Source organism: Parvibaculum sp., assembly GCF_049672805.1.
Classification (GTDB): domain Bacteria; phylum Pseudomonadota; class Alphaproteobacteria; order Parvibaculales; family Parvibaculaceae; genus Parvibaculum.
Window position 1 is genome coordinate 1 of record NZ_JBATWS010000390.1, and the last position, 14,298, is coordinate 14,298.

Here is a 14,298-nt window from a genome sequence, read left to right on the forward strand (position 1 = left end):
GTGTAGGTGTGCTCGGCAGCTGGGAAGCTGCGATCACGCACCGCATGGGAGTAAGCCTCCGCTGCGCCAGCGATCTGCGCGCCCAGCGAAGCGAATTCGCGCACGAATTTCGGCGGCTTGGGCGAAAGGCCCAGCATGTCCTCCAGCACCAGAATCTGCCCGTCACACTGGGCAGATGCACCAATGCCGATCGTCGGAATATCAATCTGGCCGGTGATGCGCGCGGCAAGCGGTTCAGCCACGCCTTCCACCACCACGGCGAAAGCACCCGCTTCCGCGACGGCGCGGGCGTCCGCCTCGATGGCGGCCCATTCGCTTTCCTCGCGGCCCTGCGCCTTGAAGCCGCCCATGACCTGAACGCTTTGCGGCGTGAGGCCGATATGCGCCATTACAGGGATGCCGCGATCAACGAGATAGCGGATGGTGGGCGCAAGGCGCGCGCCACCTTCCAGCTTCACCGCCGTGCAGCCCGTTTCCTTGATGATGCGCACGGCGTTGCGGAAGGCGACTTCCGGGCCTTCCTCATAGGAGCCGAAAGGCATATCCACCACGACAAGCGCGCGCTCCGTACCGCGCACCACGGCAGAGCCGTGGGCGATCATCATGTCCAGCGTCACGCCCAGCGTCGTCTCCATGCCGTACATCACCATGCCGAGGCTGTCGCCCACGAGCAGGAAATCGACATAGGGGTCAACATAACGAGCGGTATGTGCGTGATAGGCGGTGAGAGAGACGATCGGCTCTCCCCCCTTGCGAGCCCGGATTTCGGGCACGGTGATACGCCGAATCTTGGAATGCGTTGACATGCGGATCTTCCCTGTCAGGTGGCGGCACGCTTCCGACAGATATGGGAGCGTACGCGGGATTTTACGACCGCGGCCGAATGCCGCTGAAAAAAGAGCTTACGAATCAAGCCCTTAGGCGCCTCCCGGCACCTCTCCAGATCCCAATGGGCGGACCCTACAAAAAAGCAGGCACAAGCGCAATCAACGAGGGGGCTACCGGGATAACCGGAGCTTCTCTCAGATGACCGGCTCGATGTGAGGATCAGGGGATTCGCTTCCCGCCGTGCCAACAAGTTCGCGATAGGCAATGGAGAGCGCGGCCACATTAACGACCGCGAAGAAAATCGAGACCAGCGCGAGTCCTATGACAGCCAGAACCTGAAGCAGCGGGCCGCCCTGCAGCAGGATGCCGAGCAGGATGGCGCATATAAGGAGCGGCAGCATGGGAGCCAGCAAGACCGCCACCAGTCGCCAGAAATTGCCCCGCGTCCGCTCCAGCACGAGGCGCGGGTCCAGCGGTGCACCAATGGCGGCCGCAGGCAGCAGGAGGGTCAGGCGGACAAAGAGATAGAAGCCGACAAGAAGGAGAAGCAGTCCGAAGAAGCTGAGCAGCGGCGCGGCAGAGCTTTCCTGCAGCATCGCGGTGCTCATAGTGAGCATGATCCCCGGCGCAAGCAGGAGGAACAGGAGGACAGATACCAGCAGGAAAAGTGCCTCTGGCCGTCCAAAGGAGAAATGAACCGCGCCTGCTGACACATCGCCCAGCAGAATGAAGCGGTGCCAGACTACCGCTATGACCGGCCAGAGAAAGAGGCTCGCGGCCTCTAAGGCGAGAGCCAGAAAGAACTGGCTCTCCGTATTCACGAAGGCGCTGGCGATCGAGAAGATGAGATAGAGAAGCCCCGGAAACCAGATCAGCCGCACCATCTCCCCGAGATGACGCCATGAGCCGCCATAGGCTTCGGAAATGGTGCCGAAAACATTGAGCTTCGTTCTCATCGCGCCTCACCGCTGAGGAGTTTTGCCTTATAGGCTGCATTCTGAGGATCGAGGCCGAGCGCTGACATATAGAAGCGCCGCGCCGCCTGACCGTCGCCCTGTGCCTCGGCGATGGCACCGCGCACATACCAGGCGCCCGCGACTTCCGGGGCGAGTGCAAGCGACTTTTCAATGTCGATCAATGCGGCTTCAAGATCGCCCATCTCGCGCAGCGCATTGGCGCGGTTCTGATAGAGCAAGGCATCATTCGGCGCGAGTTCAAGCGCGCGCGTGTAGTCCGCCACGGCGCTTGCGAGATTGCCGGAGGATTTATAGGCAACACCCCGATTGATGAGCGCGGCCACAAGATCGCTTTCGCTCAACTCCCCGGACTCGATTGCCCGGCTGCAATAGTCGATGGCGGAACCGTAATTGCCGGTCGCGAACTGGGCGTAGCAGATATTGTTGTCGCCAATGGCATCGGCGTTCACAGCGGAAATCCCGCCTGCAAACGCCAGAGCCAGTATCAGTAGCCCTGATCTTCCCGTCATATCCCGTTCCGCTCCGCAGCAATCAGAGCGTCGAGACTACCCTTTCAGCGTCCCGGGAGAAAGCCGCAACGGCAATCGCGGTGTTCATGAAGTCCCGAAAGCGTATCCACTTGCCATCCTTCAGGGTGATGACATGGACGAAATCGGAGATGATGGCTCGGCCTGTCGAGCGGGCGGTCAGATGGAGCGCGCCCGTGACCACCACCTTGTCCCGCTCTGCAATAAACTCTTCCGTATCGAAACGGTGAATATCGACCGAGGAAAGCACCACTTCGAAAAAGCGGCGACACTCTTCGCGGCCGCGATAGGTGCCTGCATAGGGAATGACGGGCGTGCCGTAGAACTCGATCACGGCATCGGGATGAAGATGTTCCATGATCGCCGGAATATCCTGTGCGCCAAAGGCCTGAAAGAGCGCCTGGGTCGCGGCGATGTTGCGGGTCTGTTCGGAGAGTTGTGCTGTCATCATGCGGCTCCCTTGCGACGAAGGGCAAAACGGAGCGTCAGCCTGTCCAGCCCGTGATTGAGAAGGCTCGTCCTTTGCGGCACCGGCGCCTCCCGGCCAAGCGACATGTCCTCGAAGCGGTCGAGCACTGCTTCAATGAGCACCTTGCCTTCCATGCGGGCAAGCGCCGAGCCGAGGCAATGATGAATGCCGACGCCGAAGGTCAGTTGCTTGTTGAGATTGGGCCGTGTGATGTCGAACTTCGAAGGCTCGGGGAACATGGCGGGATCGTGATTGGCGGCTGCAAAGAAGAGCGCCACCCATTCGCCTTTACGAATAAGCCTTCCGCCGATTTCCACATCCTGCGTTGCAATCCGGAACAGGCGCTGGGGCGGGCCGCTGTGGCGCAGGCTCTCGTCGATGAATGTATCGATCAGGGAGCGATCCGCCGCGAGCCTCGCGCGGATGTCCGGCATAGTGGCGAGATTGTAGAGAAGATTACCGAGCAGGAAAGTGGTCGTCTCCGATCCCGCAACGACAAGGGTTATGCAGAAGCGGATGATCTCATCGAGGGTGAGTCTTTCGCCCTCCACCTCAGCCTTCAGCAGCGCGGTGATCAGCGAGTCGGGCACCTGCTCCCCATTTTCGAGCGCCGCGTGAAGGCGCTGGACGGTCTCCGTGAAGTAGTGGACGAGCTTCATATTGCTCGCCTCGCGCTCGGCCGGCGTCAGATTAGCCGAGAGCATGAAGGCGGTTGCCCAATGGCGGAAATTTTCCACCACTTCTTCGGGGAGACCGAGAAGCCCCACCATTATGCGGGCGGGAATGCGCGCGGCGAGCGCACCCATCACTTCGATTTCCCCCTCGCCCGTATGCGCGAGCATGTCGTTCACGATTTCGCGGACCCAGGGTTCCAGCGCTTCGACCCGGCGGCGCGAGAAGGCCATGTTCACGATACCGCGCAGCCGGTCATGCTCCGGGTTGTCGTGGTTCACGAGCATGAGCGTGGGCGCAGATGATTGTTCCTGCAGCGGATCACGCGAGGAAAAGACACGGTGGTCGCGCGCGGCGGCAGAGACTTGCGCATAGTCGAGCAGTACCCAGGCCGTCACCGGCTCGTCTGCATCAGGCACCGTGCCGGGTGGATAATCCCTGTAACCCCATGCCGGGCAATGCGGCCTCAGCTTCTCGTAAAGCGCGTAGGGCGAGGCAATGGTGTCGCCCTTCGGCAAAGCTTCGATCAGGGCCGCAAGTTCCTGGCCCGTGCCGGACACAGCGGAATTCTGCATGAGCTTTCCTCCCTCCCCGGTGATTTTTGGCGCCGCCTCCCCGCAACGCGGATTATTGTTTTCATAAACTATTTCTTTTGTAAACAATTTAGCACATGCCCGGTCGTCGCCCGACCCGTAAACTCCGGGCAGATTCGTTGCGAAGCCGAAGAGGCGCTTCGGGAGGCTGAATTGGCGGCAAGGAAGACGGAAAAGAGGCAGGCGGCAAAGCCATCGGATGTGCCCGGTGCCGCCCTGCGTTTCCTCGAATATTATTACCCCATCCACTACAAGGCCGGGATCGGCGTGGAAGACGCACTCCGGGGCGGTGTGCTGAACCGTCATCAGGTTGCGATGCTCTGGCTCATCCACTCCGAAGGCAAGGATGGCCGCGAGATGGACCGCAAGGCCATCGAACGCTCGCTCGAAAGCTGGTTCGAAATATCAAGTGCAGCCATCACCAAGGCGCTCCGGGCCATGGCGCAGCCACCGCTCGCCCTCATCCGGCTGGTGGAAAACCCCAATTCCGGCCGGGAAAAGATTGTCATCCTCACGCCCAAGGGCGAGGCACATATGACGAAGATGATTGCGGATGGCGAGGCCTATGTGCAGCGGATCATCGACCATATGTCGGACGAGGAGATCAGGCAGGGGCTTCACTTCTTCAACCGGATTTCGGAGATCGTGGACGGGTTCCGGGAGGAGTGAGGCCGCGACGCCGCATCCCCTTGCCGGGGTCTCCTGCCGCTGTTATAGGCACGGCACAATGTGAGGGCGCTTTTCGCCCGATCCGGAGTATCGAACATGTATGCCAATCCTGTCGTGGCCATTGCGGGTGCGACCGGCGCCGTAGGCGTCGAGATGATCCGCTGTCTGGAAGAACGTAACTTCCCGGTGAAGGAGCTGAAACTCCTCGCCAGCGCGCGCTCGGCTGGCAAAACCATGAAATTCCGCGGACAGGATATTCTCGTCGAGGAACTGACCGAAGACAGCTTCAAGGGTGTGGACATCGCCTTCTTCTCGGCGGGTGGCAGCATCTCGAAGAAGTTCGTCAATGCGGTGAAGGCTGCGGGCGCGGTGATGATCGACAATTCGTCGGCCTTCCGCATGGCCCCGGACGTGCCGCTGGTGATCCCCGAGATCAACCCCGAAGCAGCGCTCACCCATCAGGGCGTCATTGCCAATCCGAACTGCTCGACGATCATTGCCATCACGCCGCTCTGGCCGATCCACAAGGTGAACCCGATCAAGCGCGTGATCGCGGCGACCTATCAGGCGGCGTCGGGCGCAGGTGCAGCGGCGATGGAAGAGCTTGAGGCGGCGACGCGCGCCTTCCTTGCAGGTGAACCCTTCGAGCAGAAGATCATTCCGCACCCCTACCCCTTCAACGTGTTCAGCCACAATTCGAGTGTGGACCCAGAGACGGGCTACAACGAAGAAGAGCTGAAAATGGTGAAGGAGACGACGAAGATTTTCGGTGAGCCGAATATTCGCGTCACAGCCACCTGTGTTCGTGTGCCGGTGCTGCGGGCGCATTCCGAAGCCATCGACTTTGAGTGCGAAAACCCGATCACGCCGAAGGAAGTCCGTGACCTTCTCTCTGGCGCGCCGGGTGTGAAGATCGTCGATGACCTTGCCGCAAATTATTTCCCGATGCCGAAAGACGCATCGGGGCAGGACGACATTCTCGTTGGCCGCATCCGGCAGGATATTTCCGATCCGACGGGCCGTTCGATTGCGATGTTCGTTGCGGGCGATCAGCTTTTGAAAGGCGCGGCGCTCAACGCGGTGCAGATCGGCGAGCTTCTTGTGCGGGCGGCGTAAGTTTCTTACTGCCGCGCGCCGACAAGCGAGAAGCGTGCTCCCTGCGGGTCACGCCCGACCACAATCCACGCATCGCCTGGTACCTGATGCGGACCCATGAGGATTTCGCCCCGCTTCTCGTGGATGCGCGATATGGCAGCGTCTATGTCGTCCACACAGAAATAAAAGTGCCAGCCGGGTACGGGATCTTCTGCGTTCACCTTCATCATGGCGCCGACTGCCTCTCCGCCTGTGGCGAAGAGCTGATAGATGTTCCCGCCGCCCATATCCATCGCCTGATCCTTCGTCCAGCCGAAGAGGCCTGAATAGAAGGCGAAGGTGGGCTCGACCTCGCCGCTGACAAGCTCGTGCCAGCCGGTTGTGCCTTGCGTGCCCGTTGCCGGAAGCTGCATCGGACCTGCCATCCCGTGGAAGATCACGAAAGCGGCGCCGGCCGGGTCTGCCACCATGGCGAAGCGGAGAATGCCGGGGACATCCGAAGGCTCGCGGAGGATGCTGCCGCCTGCATCCACAACGCGCCTTGCATAGGCGTCCACATCATCGACGCCGATATAACCGATCCAGCCCGGCTTCGCGCGATCACATTCTTCCTCAGGTATCGCCATCATGCCGCCGATGCCCATATCTCCAACGAGAAAGAGTGTGTAGGGGCTGTTGCCGCTTTCGTTCGGCGCAAGTTCCCTCTTCCAGCCAATGACATGGGAATAGAACTCGCCCGCCGCTTTCGTGTCGGTGGTCATGAGTTCATACCAGAGAAACTTGCCAGCCTCGGTCATTCTGCGATCTCCTGATTGGCTTCGACTTCGGATTTCAGCTTTTCGAGACCCGCCTGAAAATCGGAGCCGACCATTTCGTCGATATCCACGAAAAGCTGGAGCAGCTTTGAAAGGACGTTGGCCTCGCCTTCCATCGCCCATGAGACATGCGTGGCGTCGCCCTCCGGCGTCAGCAGGAAGATGGCCGTGTTCCTTGCTTCCATCGGTGAGATGAAATGGAGCGCAATGGCGATCCGGTTGGGCGCATCCTCGTCCACAATCTCCATGCGGCCGCTGCCTGCATTCCGGTCTCCCTGCCAGGCATAGGTAGCGCCGACGCCCTTATCGGCGCCGCCATAGTCGCGCGCCATATCGGGATCGAGTTGCTCAAAGGGAGACCAGCGACGCCACTCCCGCAGATCAGTTATCAGCGGATAGATCGCTTCCGGCGGCGCATCGACAGCGATGTCCCGTTCGATGCGAAACTCATCCGGCTGAGTGAAAGCATAGGCAAAAAGCGCAAAAATGAGGGCCGCAACGGCGAAAGTGGCAATGGCAATAAATCGAAGCACCTGCTTCCTCCCCTGAAGTCCCGTCATCAAACGGAGGCGCATGATGGTGTGTTTTTATTTTGATATCAATATATTTTTTGAGAAATACTCCGACAACCGGAACAGCCGCGAGACGGAAAGAAAGAAGCCCGCATTGAAGCGGGCTTTGTTTATTTCTTTGCGCTGTCAGCGGGGATCATTCCCACTCGATCGTTCCCGGCGGCTTTGAGGTCACGTCATAGACGACGCGGTTGATGCCGCGGACTTCGTTGATGATCCGTGTGGAGACGTGTCCCAGAAACTCGTGGGTGAAGGGGTAATAGTCCGCCGTCATGCCGTCGAGCGAGGTGACGGCGCGGAGCGCGCAGACATAGTCATAGGTGCGCTCGTCACCCATCACGCCCACCGTGCGCACGGGCAGCAGCACCGCGAAGGCCTGCCAGATTTCGTCATAGAGGCCGGCGGCGCGGATTTCCTCGAGATAGATCGTGTCGGCCTTGCGGAGAATATCGAGCTTCTCGCGCGTGATCTCGCCCGGTACGCGGATCGCGAGGCCCGGTCCGGGGAACGGATGACGACCAACGAATTGTTCCGGCAGGCCAAGTTCGCGACCAAGTTCGCGCACTTCATCCTTGAAGAGCTCGCGGAGCGGCTCCACGAGCTTCATGTTCATGCGCTCGGGCAACCCGCCGACATTGTGATGGCTCTTGATGGTGACGGAAGGCCCGCCCGCAAAAGACACGCTCTCGATGACGTCCGGATAGAGCGTGCCTTGCGCGAGGAAGTCGGCCCCACCGATCTTCTTTGCTTCCGCCTCGAACACGTCGATGAAGGTGGCGCCGATGATCTTGCGCTTCTGCTCAGGATCGGTAACGCCTTCAAGTTTGCCGAGGAAGAGATCGCTCGCATCCACGGCGACGAGCGGGATGTTGTAGTGATCGCGGAAGAGCGAAACGACCTGCTCGGCCTCGCCTGCGCGCATCATGCCTGTATCGACAAACACGCATTGAAGCTGGTTGCCGATCGCCTCATGCAGCAGCACGGCCACCACGGAGGAATCCACACCGCCCGACAGGCCGCAGATCACGCGGCCTGAACCGACCTGCGCGCGCACCTTTTCGATCTCGGTTTCGCGGAAGGCGGCCATGGTCCAGTCGCCCTTGCAGCCGCAAATGCGGTGCGTGAAGTTCCACAACATGTCCTTGCCGCGCGGCGTATGGACCACCTCGGGATGAAATTGCACGCCATAGAAGCGGCGGTCTTCATCGGCGATGACGGCAAAGGGTGCGCCCCTGCTCTGCGCAACAACCTTGAAGCCCGGCGCGAGCGACACGACGCGGTCGCCATGGCTCATCCAGACAGGCTCGGTGCCGCCCACGCTTGCAACGCCTTCGAGAAGCGTCGTCGTTTCCTTCACCTCGATTGAGGCGCGGCCGAACTCGCGCTCATCGCCGCCTTCCACCTTGCCGCCGAGCTGGAGCGTCATCACCTGCTGACCGTAGCAAATGCCAAGAACGGGAAGACCGGACTCGAAGACGAATTGCGGTACGCGGGGGCTGTTTTCGCGGCTGACGCTGGAAGGGCTGCCGGAGAGGATGACGCCCTTCGGCGCGAAGTCCTTCCAGATTTCCTCGACCTTGTTGAACGGCACGATCTCGCTATAGACGCCGCTTTCACGAACGCGCCGTGCGATGAGCTGCGTTACCTGGCTGCCAAAGTCGATGATGAGAATGCGGTCTTCGGTCATGTTCCGCTCACGGATTAGCTGGGGTGGTGGCATTGTTCGCGGCACCAAGGCCGAGAGCACGGGCGAGTTCCTGCGTTTCCCCGCAGGCTGCACAGAAGGCGCGCAGCTTGCGAAGCCCCTCCTCTGCTGCGGTGCGATTGCCGGCATCAAGTTCAAGATGGGCAAGGCGGCTCAGTGCAGGCGCATGCGAAGGGTCGATGGAAAGCGCGATCAGATAGTATTTCCGGGCGAGATTTTTCTGGTCGCGTGCCTCATGCACGGTGCCGAGACCGGTGAAAGCCGCCGCATTGGCAGGATTTGCCACGATTGCCGTTTCGAAGAGGCGCTGGGCTTCGGGGAGATCCCCGCGATCCGCCGCCGCGGCGCCCTTCGCCACAAGCGCAATCGAAGCGCGCTGAGACTGCTCGTCCACCCGCTTTGCCGATGCAGCGCCAAGGGACACAAGAGAAAGGCCGAGCACCAGCAGGGGCAGAACAAGGATTTTACGGATAAACACGGCCGCCATTCGTTCAGGCTCTTGGGGAGAGGTGGTTCCGATAGACCATCCTTCCTGCGACCCGTCAAGCCTGTTGAGCCGGCCCATCATGCCCCCGCTTTTCTGACCAGAATGGCGATGAAGAAACCGTCCGTGCCGGTTGATGCAGGGCTGAGCCGGAGCGCCCCACCGGGTAGCGCGGAGGGCCGTGCGGGCCCTTCCGGCCAGTGGTCCTGCCAGTCGGCCAGCGCAAAATCCGTATGGGCCGCAAGAAAGGCCGCCACGCGATGCTCATTCTCGGAGGGGAGCAGCGAGCAGGTCACATAGATCAGGCGGCCGCCCGGGCGGACAAGCCGCGCGCCGCGCGCCAGCACCTCATCCTGCGCGGCGTGGTATCCGCCGAGTGTTTCCGGTGCCAGACGCCAGCGGGCATCGGGGCTGCGCCGCCAGGCGCCCGTGCCGCTGCAAGGCGCATCGACAAGCACGCAGTCCACGCGCGCCTCAAGATCACCGAGATCACTATCCACCTCGCCGGGGGCGAAGGGACCAAGCACCCGTGTCTGGAGATTGCGAATATCTGCGCGCTTTGCCCGAGGAAGTATGGCGGCGAGGCGGCGCATATCCGTGTCGCAGGCGAGTATCTGCCCGCGATTGCCCATCATGGCCGCGAGTGCGAGAGATTTGCCACCCCCACCAGCGCAAAGATCCACCACCTGCTCACCCGCTGCCGCGCCCATTATCAGGCAAGCGAGCTGCGAGCCTTCATCCTGAATTTCGATCACGCCATCGCGGTAAAGGGCAAGGCCTGGCAGGTTGGCCCGCGAGGTGAGACGCAAGCCCCAAGGAGAGAGCGGGCATTCTTCCGCCCTTACGCCCGCTTCACCGAGCGCCAGCAGCGCATCAGCGCGGTTCGCCTTCAGCGCATTGACGCGCAAATCTGTCGGTGCGCGCTCCAGCAGCACCGCCATCTCCTGCTCAAGGCGCGGCCCGAAAGCCTCTTCCAATTCGGCATGGAGCCATTCGGGATAATTAAAGCGAGTGGGAAGCGGCGCATCCGCGCCCGGCAGGACCGCTTTTTCCAGTATCGCCCTCTCTTCATCGCTGAGTGGCGCGGGCGCGTGGGTGGAGCCATCTGCAAGACCAGAGAGCGTTGCGAGGCTTTCGCCCCCAATGAGTAACAGTGCAGCGAAGGCGAGGAGACGCGGTTCCGAGGTTTCGATAGCAGCGGACAGTTCCGCCCGTCGACGCAGCACGGTGTACACAATCTCGCCCACCGCGGCACGGTCCTTCGAGCCGGCAAAGCGGCTGGAACGCGCCCACTGATCGAAGACGCGGTCAGCCGGGCGGCCGCTTGCAAAAATATCGCAGAGAACGTCGATCGCGGATTGCAGACGCGCGCCGGGCTTCATGTCAGGGCTCCAGCCAGCGCATCAGCGCCAATACCAAATTCCGTCAGCTCATACCGCCGGGATAGTTCGGCGCCTCGCGGGTAATCGTCACATCGTGAACATGGCTTTCGCGAAGGCTCGCGGCGGAAATACGGACGAACTCTGCCCGCTCCTGAAATTCTTTCACGGTCGCGCTGCCGGTATAGCCCATCGCAGCGCGCAGGCCGCCCACGAGCTGGTGGATCACGTTTGAGATCGGCCCCTTATAGGGCACCTGACCTTCAATGCCTTCCGGCACCAGCTTCAGCGAATCTTTCACATCCTGCTGGAAGTAGCGGTCCGCTGAGCCGACAGCCATTGCACCGACCGAGCCCATGCCGCGATAGGCCTTATAGGAGCGGCCCTGATAGAGAATGATTTCGCCGGGACATTCTTCGGTGCCCGCAAAGAGCGAGCCGAGCATGGCGCAATCGGCACCCGCCGCAATCGCCTTGGCGAGGTCGCCCGAGAACTTGATACCACCATCGGCAATGACGGGGATGCCCGCCTTCTTCGCTTCCTCAACCACGTCCATGATCGCGGTGAGCTGGGGAACGCCGACGCCTGCAACGATGCGCGTGGTGCAGATCGAGCCGGGGCCGATGCCGACCTTCACCGCATCCGCGCCTGCATCAATGAGCGCCCTGGCAGCGCTTGCTGTGGCGATATTTCCGGCGATCACCTGCATGTTGCCGGAGGCCTTCTTGATGCGCTCCACCGCTTCGGACACGCGGGCCGAATGGCCATGCGCCGTATCCACGACGATCACGTCTGCGCCTGCATCGATCAGGGCTTCTGACCGGGCAAACCCCTCATCCCCCACCGTGGTGGCGGCAGCGACGCGGAGGCGGCCCTGCTCGTCCTTGGCGGAGTTCGGATGAAGCTGCGACTTCTCAATGTCCTTCACGGTGATGAGGCCGACACAACGATAGGCATCATCCACCACAATCAGCTTCTCGAGGCGGTGGCGATGCAGGAGGCGCTTGGCTTCTTCCTGGCTCACGCCGTCTGCCACGGTGACAAGATTTTCCTTCGTCATGAGATTGCGGACAGGCTCGGCCGGATTGCTGGCAAAGCGCACATCGCGATTGGTGAGAATGCCGACCAGCTTGTTCGTGCCCGGCTCCACCACCGGAATGCCGGAAATGCCGTGATACTGCATTTCGCGGAGCGCATCGGCGAGGGTTGCGTCCGGGGTGATGGTGACCGGGTTGACCACCATACCGCTTTCAAACTTCTTCACCTGCCTGACATGCTCGGCCTGCGCTTCGGGCGTCATGTTGCGATGAAGAACACCGATGCCGCCTGCCTGCGCCATGGCAATGGCAAGTCGCGCTTCCGTGACCGTGTCCATGGCAGCGGAAATGATGGGGATGCCCAAAGTGATGGATTTTGTCAGGCGGGTTCTTGTGTCAGCCTGACTGGGCAGGATCGTGGAAGCAGCCGGCAACAAAAGGACGTCATCAAACGTCAGCGCTTCACGGATCATACTGCCAACCTCCTGGGCCATTCAGGCCACCCTATCGTGTGTTGGCGCTGGCTTTTAACACCTATATGCAGGATTGCAAAGGGGACGATGACGCAGGCGCGAAATAATCATCCCGCCTCTTCCACATCACCTTCAGACCTGCCCTTAAAGCCCTGTGCCAGCACATACATTTCTGCCGAGTCGGCGCGGCTCGCATCCGGCTTCACATGCTGCACCGTCTTGAAGTGCTGCTTGAGGAGAACCAGAAGCTCATTCTCCGTTCCGCCCCGCAACACCTTGGCGAGAAAGGCACCTCCGGGAGCCAGCACCTCGATCGCGAAATGCGCGGCCACCTCGCAGAGATGCATGATGCGCAGATGGTCGGTGTGCTTGTGGCCGGTTGTGGGTGCCGCCATATCGGAGAGGACGAGATCGGCCTCGCCCGCAAGCAGCTCCTTCACACGGTCATCGGCCCCCTCTTCCAGAAAATCCAGCTGGAGGATGGTAGCACCCGGCACCGGGTCCATTTCCAGATAGTCGAGGCCGATCACGCGGCCCGCCTGCGGCGAATCCTTTTCTGCCTTCACCCGCGCGACGGCGACCTGACACCAGCCGCCCGGCGCGCAGCCGAGATCGACCACGCGGGCGCCGGGGCGCAGCAGGCGATAGCGATCATCCATTTCCAGCAGCTTGTAGGCGGCGCGGGACCGGTAGCCATCCCGCCGCGCGGCATGAACATACGGATCGTTCAACTGGCGGGCGAGCCAGCGCGTGGAGGAGTTGCTGCGTTTGCGCGCAGTTTTCACCCGCACCTTCAGCGCGCGTGTAGTACCCGCAATGGCGCTTTTGCTGGTGCCGCCCTTGCCGGGCTTTTTCGGTGTCTTTGTCATGCCTCAACCATCTCTGCCGCGCGTGTGCCGCTGCGCCGACCGCCCCGGCGGCGGCGTCTCGGACGGGCTGCATCGGCCTGCATGAGCGACATCAGAATACCTTCCCGCAATCCGCGATCTGCGACGCGGAGCCTGTCTGCGGGCCAGGCGTCGGCAATAGCTTCAAAGATTGCGCAGCCAGCGAGCACCAGATCGGCGCGCTCCTGCCCCACACAGGGATGGGCCGCGCGGCGCGCATAATCCATCTCGAGAAGATCACGGGTGACGCGGCGGACATCCGCAGGCTCGATCCATATGCCATCCACACGCGCCCTGTCATAGCGCTCGAGGCCGAGATGGACGCCTGCAATCGTCGTCACCGTACCCGAGGTTCCAAGAAGATGGAACGGGTGGTGGTTATCGCGCTCGCCACGCAGGCGCTCCATGAAAGGTGTAAGGCTTTCCGCAACTTCCGCCACCATGCGCCTGTAAACCATTTCGGGGACTTCAATCCCGCCATGACGCTCTGCCAGCGTGACGACACCGCAGGGCAGCGAAATCCAGTCGCCAATCACCGGGCGCACCTTTCCACCCTGCCCTTTTTCAAGTCGCACCCAGATAAGCTCGGTCGAGCCGCCGCCAATATCGAAAACAAGAGCGGAGGCACAATTCCGGTCAAGCAGCGGCGAGCAGCCCGCAACGGCCAGTCGCGCCTCATCTTCCGTGGTGATGACTTCAAGCGCGAGGCCCGTTTCGCGCTTCACCCGGGCAATGAACTCGCCACCATTGACCGCTGTGCGGCAGGCAGCCGTTGCGATGGTACGGGAACGACTGACGCCCCGCCGTTTCATCTTGTCCGCACAGATGCGCAGCGCCTCGATGGCGCGGATCATGGCAGCTTCGCCCAGCTCGCCCGCGCCCACCAGGCCCTCACCGAGACGCACGATGCGGGAATAGGCATCGACAACCCTGAAACCGTCCGGCGAGCGGCGCGCGATCAGCAATCGGCAATTATTGGTGCCGAGATCAAGGGCCGCATAGAGCCTTTCGCGGGAACCGGCCGAAGATGCCCCGCCCGGCTGCCTGCGTGCCTGAGAGCGGGCCGGTGCCGAGGCGGATTTCGCAGAAGTCGTGGATTTTGCAGAAGGGGATGCC

Annotated in this window: 15 protein-coding genes; 2 read left to right on the forward strand and 13 right to left on the reverse strand. The window is 61.5% G+C overall.

Annotated elements, in window-relative coordinates:
- The 5 genes from panB to WBF74_RS12105 form a co-directional block, all read right to left on the reverse strand.
- The coding region (gene panB, locus WBF74_RS12085; protein ID WP_424440149.1) for a 3-methyl-2-oxobutanoate hydroxymethyltransferase at positions 1-806 on the reverse strand (806 nt) is incomplete at its 3' end.
- Positions 807-1,022: 216 nt separating this feature from the next.
- Positions 1,023-1,784, reverse strand: a complete 762-nt coding sequence (locus tag WBF74_RS12090; RefSeq protein WP_424440152.1) for a hypothetical protein — start codon at positions 1,782-1,784, stop codon at positions 1,023-1,025.
- Positions 1,781-2,314: a tetratricopeptide repeat protein gene (locus tag WBF74_RS12095; RefSeq protein ID WP_424440155.1), complete on the reverse strand. Its 534-nt coding sequence runs from the start codon at positions 2,312-2,314 to the stop codon at positions 1,781-1,783. The genes WBF74_RS12090 and WBF74_RS12095 overlap by 4 nt, the downstream gene beginning before the upstream one ends.
- Before the next feature lie 22 nt (positions 2,315-2,336).
- Complete coding sequence (locus WBF74_RS12100; RefSeq protein WP_424440158.1) at positions 2,337-2,783, reverse strand: nuclear transport factor 2 family protein; 447 nt, start codon at positions 2,781-2,783, stop codon at positions 2,337-2,339.
- The gene (locus WBF74_RS12105; protein WP_424440161.1) at positions 2,780-4,048 is read right to left on the reverse strand and encodes a cytochrome P450; all 1,269 of its coding nucleotides are present in this window, start codon (positions 4,046-4,048) and stop codon (positions 2,780-2,782) included. The genes WBF74_RS12100 and WBF74_RS12105 overlap by 4 nt, the downstream gene beginning before the upstream one ends.
- Before the next feature lie 171 nt (positions 4,049-4,219).
- Between WBF74_RS12105 and WBF74_RS12110 the strand changes: the two genes are divergently transcribed.
- Both WBF74_RS12110 and WBF74_RS12115 read left to right on the forward strand, forming a co-directional pair.
- A complete protein-coding gene (locus WBF74_RS12110) occupies positions 4,220-4,735 on the forward strand; it encodes a hypothetical protein (RefSeq protein ID WP_424440164.1) in 516 nt (171 codons plus the stop codon).
- Between the two features lie 96 nt (positions 4,736-4,831).
- Entirely contained in the window at positions 4,832-5,851 is a 1,020-nt protein-coding gene (locus tag WBF74_RS12115) for an aspartate-semialdehyde dehydrogenase (protein WP_424440167.1), read from the forward strand.
- A gap of 5 nt (positions 5,852-5,856) precedes the next feature.
- On the opposite strand, the gene WBF74_RS12120 is transcribed toward WBF74_RS12115, so the two are convergent.
- The 8 genes from WBF74_RS12120 to WBF74_RS12155 form a co-directional block, all read right to left on the reverse strand.
- The gene (locus WBF74_RS12120; RefSeq protein WP_424440170.1) at positions 5,857-6,627 is read right to left on the reverse strand and encodes a VOC family protein; all 771 of its coding nucleotides are present in this window, start codon (positions 6,625-6,627) and stop codon (positions 5,857-5,859) included.
- Entirely contained in the window at positions 6,624-7,178 is a 555-nt protein-coding gene (locus WBF74_RS12125; RefSeq protein ID WP_424440173.1) for an SRPBCC family protein, read from the reverse strand. Before WBF74_RS12125 ends, WBF74_RS12120 begins: the two co-directional genes overlap by 4 nt.
- A gap of 175 nt (positions 7,179-7,353) precedes the next feature.
- Positions 7,354-8,904 carry a glutamine-hydrolyzing GMP synthase gene (gene guaA / locus WBF74_RS12130; protein WP_424440175.1) on the reverse strand — a complete coding sequence of 517 codons (1,551 nt, stop codon included), beginning with the start codon at positions 8,902-8,904 and terminating at the stop codon, positions 7,354-7,356.
- Positions 8,905-8,911: 7 nt separating this feature from the next.
- Positions 8,912-9,409: a tetratricopeptide repeat protein gene (locus WBF74_RS12135; protein ID WP_424440177.1), complete on the reverse strand. Its 498-nt coding sequence runs from the start codon at positions 9,407-9,409 to the stop codon at positions 8,912-8,914.
- A gap of 77 nt (positions 9,410-9,486) precedes the next feature.
- Complete coding sequence (locus WBF74_RS12140) at positions 9,487-10,788, reverse strand: RsmB/NOP family class I SAM-dependent RNA methyltransferase (protein ID WP_424440180.1); 1,302 nt, start codon at positions 10,786-10,788, stop codon at positions 9,487-9,489.
- Between the two features lie 43 nt (positions 10,789-10,831).
- Positions 10,832-12,295: an IMP dehydrogenase gene (gene guaB / locus WBF74_RS12145; protein WP_424440183.1), complete on the reverse strand. Its 1,464-nt coding sequence runs from the start codon at positions 12,293-12,295 to the stop codon at positions 10,832-10,834.
- A 107-nt stretch (positions 12,296-12,402) separates the two neighbouring features.
- Positions 12,403-13,164, reverse strand: a complete 762-nt coding sequence (locus WBF74_RS12150) for an RlmE family RNA methyltransferase (RefSeq protein ID WP_424440186.1) — start codon at positions 13,162-13,164, stop codon at positions 12,403-12,405.
- Positions 13,161-14,298, reverse strand: a 1,138-nt coding sequence (locus tag WBF74_RS12155; protein ID WP_424440189.1) for a Ppx/GppA phosphatase family protein, incomplete at its 5' end; no start/stop codon positions are given. The genes WBF74_RS12155 and WBF74_RS12150, both read right to left, overlap by 4 nt.

Bases quoted from the DNA above. Each gene is read 5' to 3' on its own strand.
- guaA (WP_424440175.1), bottom strand. From the start codon at position 8,904: ATGACCGAAGACCGCATTCTCATCATCGACTTTGGCAGCCAGGTAACG.
- WBF74_RS12105 (WP_424440161.1), bottom strand. From the start codon at position 4,048: ATGCAGAATTCCGCTGTGTCCGGCACGGGCCAGGAACTTGCGGCCCTG.
- guaB (WP_424440183.1), bottom strand. From the start codon at position 12,295: ATGATCCGTGAAGCGCTGACGTTTGATGACGTCCTTTTGTTGCCGGCT.
- WBF74_RS12120 (WP_424440170.1), bottom strand. From the start codon at position 6,627: ATGACCGAGGCTGGCAAGTTTCTCTGGTATGAACTCATGACCACCGAC.
- WBF74_RS12140 (WP_424440180.1), bottom strand. From the start codon at position 10,788: ATGAAGCCCGGCGCGCGTCTGCAATCCGCGATCGACGTTCTCTGCGAT.
- WBF74_RS12100 (WP_424440158.1), bottom strand. From the start codon at position 2,783: ATGATGACAGCACAACTCTCCGAACAGACCCGCAACATCGCCGCGACC.
- WBF74_RS12150 (WP_424440186.1), bottom strand. From the start codon at position 13,164: ATGACAAAGACACCGAAAAAGCCCGGCAAGGGCGGCACCAGCAAAAGC.
- WBF74_RS12135 (WP_424440177.1), bottom strand. From the start codon at position 9,409: ATGGCGGCCGTGTTTATCCGTAAAATCCTTGTTCTGCCCCTGCTGGTG.
- WBF74_RS12090 (WP_424440152.1), bottom strand. From the start codon at position 1,784: ATGAGAACGAAGCTCAATGTTTTCGGCACCATTTCCGAAGCCTATGGC.
- WBF74_RS12115 (WP_424440167.1), top strand. From the start codon at position 4,832: ATGTATGCCAATCCTGTCGTGGCCATTGCGGGTGCGACCGGCGCCGTA.
- WBF74_RS12095 (WP_424440155.1), bottom strand. From the start codon at position 2,314: ATGACGGGAAGATCAGGGCTACTGATACTGGCTCTGGCGTTTGCAGGC.